The 1,677-nt window shown below is 29.9% G+C and carries 2 protein-coding genes and 1 pseudogene; all 3 read right to left on the reverse strand.

Going from position 1 to position 1,677, the window contains the following annotated elements; all coding sequences use genetic code 11:
• A pseudogene (locus tag BOW55_RS21110) lies at positions 1–181 on the reverse strand (ATP-binding protein); the annotation flags it as partial.
• 35 nt (positions 182–216) lie between these two features.
• Positions 217–462, reverse strand: coding sequence for a hypothetical protein (locus BOW55_RS20620; RefSeq protein WP_129026322.1), 246 nt, complete (start codon positions 460–462; stop codon positions 217–219).
• The coding region (locus BOW55_RS20625; protein WP_164975090.1) for a tetratricopeptide repeat protein at positions 435–1,677 on the reverse strand (1,243 nt) is incomplete at its 5' end. The genes BOW55_RS20620 and BOW55_RS20625, both read right to left, overlap by 28 nt.

Below are 1,677 nucleotides of genomic sequence, written 5' to 3' on the forward strand. Positions count from 1 at the left end.
GGTCAAAATTAATAGTTCCATTTATTGTTTTAATACGGTTTTCCACATTTTGCACTGTATTTTTTAAAAATGTTTTTTTGTTTTCAGTTCCAACCCTGTTGTCACTATAGGTGACAGTGATATTTTTTTGAACTATTTTGAAAGAAACTATTACTAGAGAGGCATTGCTGGCATTTTTCATAATTTGAAATAATTCTTGCAGTACTCGATAGACAATTATTTTTTGTTTTTATCTATTTTATTCCAGTGAATATCATTCAGGCCGTTTGTTAAAATACTTACTTGTGCTGTTTTAAAACCTGAAATCATTTCTTTAAGACCAGATTCGTATCTTTCATTTATGTCAATACTGCTGTTTTCTCTCGAAATAGTACGTGTTTGAGAATAAATTTTTTCAAGATTATTTAATAGTTCAGTTTTGTTTTCGACAGTTTCTAGATCGTTTCTTTTAACAAAAGACAAAGCATTGTATACTTGAAGAGTAAGCTCATTGTGTAGTTTTCCTGAAATTCTTTTTTCACTTTCAAATACAGCTTCTTTTTTTTCTTTTTCCCCTTTAGAGATAAGTAAAATAATAGAATTATAAAAAATCCAATTATGAAAATGATTATAATATATGAAATGATATTTCGATTTTTATGTCGTTCTAATTGCAGTTCATTTTCTATCTTTTCTGCTTTGAGCTGTAGATTTTGCTCTTTATCTACCTTAGACTCGTATCTCATTGTAGAAAATTGATTCTTACTCATTTTTCCTGCTTTTGCAATACTGTCTGTAAGATGAATGTACCTTTCAGTTTGTTTTTTAAGTTCATTTCCTTCACTAGATTCGATCACGACATAAAGGCTGAGAATAATTTCTGTTGCAGATTTCATTTTTTCAGCTGTTTTTAGTGCTTCTGCGGCATATTTTTTTGCTAATCTAGGATCTCTTTTTTGAAAATATGTAGATAGATGGCGGTAACTGTTTACTAAACCTTCGCTGCTTTGTGGCTGCAGACGAATTTCTAGAGCTTTGTAATAACATTTTAAAGCTTCATCATAATTTCCTTTTTGATAATAGCAGTATCCCATATTGTCTAGTACAAAAGCATAATTGCTATCGTCTAAATGTTTATGCTTAGAAGCGTGGACATTAGAAGCAAGGATTTGATAAATCTCTATTGCTTTGTCATATTCATTTTTGTTTTTATAAGTAGCCGCGATATTATTTAAAGCAACACGTTTTCTCCATAAACTTGTTTTTAGTCTTAGCGCCTTTTTAAAATAAAGTTCCGCATTAGTAAAGTCATAAGTACTTAAGTAATTTTGTCCTTGTACATTGTAAATAAGCCAAGAATATCTAGGGTTCTTAATTAACTTTAAATACGGTAATGCTTTTGTAGCTGCAATTTCGCTGGAAATATAATCCGAGCTTGAGTAGTGTAGATCTGCGATACAATACAGTGCATATACATAATCTGTTGTATTGATTTCTGGATCACAAAGTTTTATAGCCTTATTATATGTTAGAATTGCCAGTTCTCTATTGTCATCGTCAAAGTACAGATCTGCTTTATCTATTAATCTTTTAATTTCGATAGAGTTATCCTTAGCCTTTTGCTGTATTATTGCGTTTTTATTTCTCTGAAATTGTAACAGAAATATTGCCCCAACTGTTAATATTGTTAAGAATATT

It is taken from the genome of Flavobacterium sp. YO12 (assembly GCF_004119495.1).
Lineage (GTDB): Bacteria > Bacteroidota > Bacteroidia > Flavobacteriales > Flavobacteriaceae > Flavobacterium.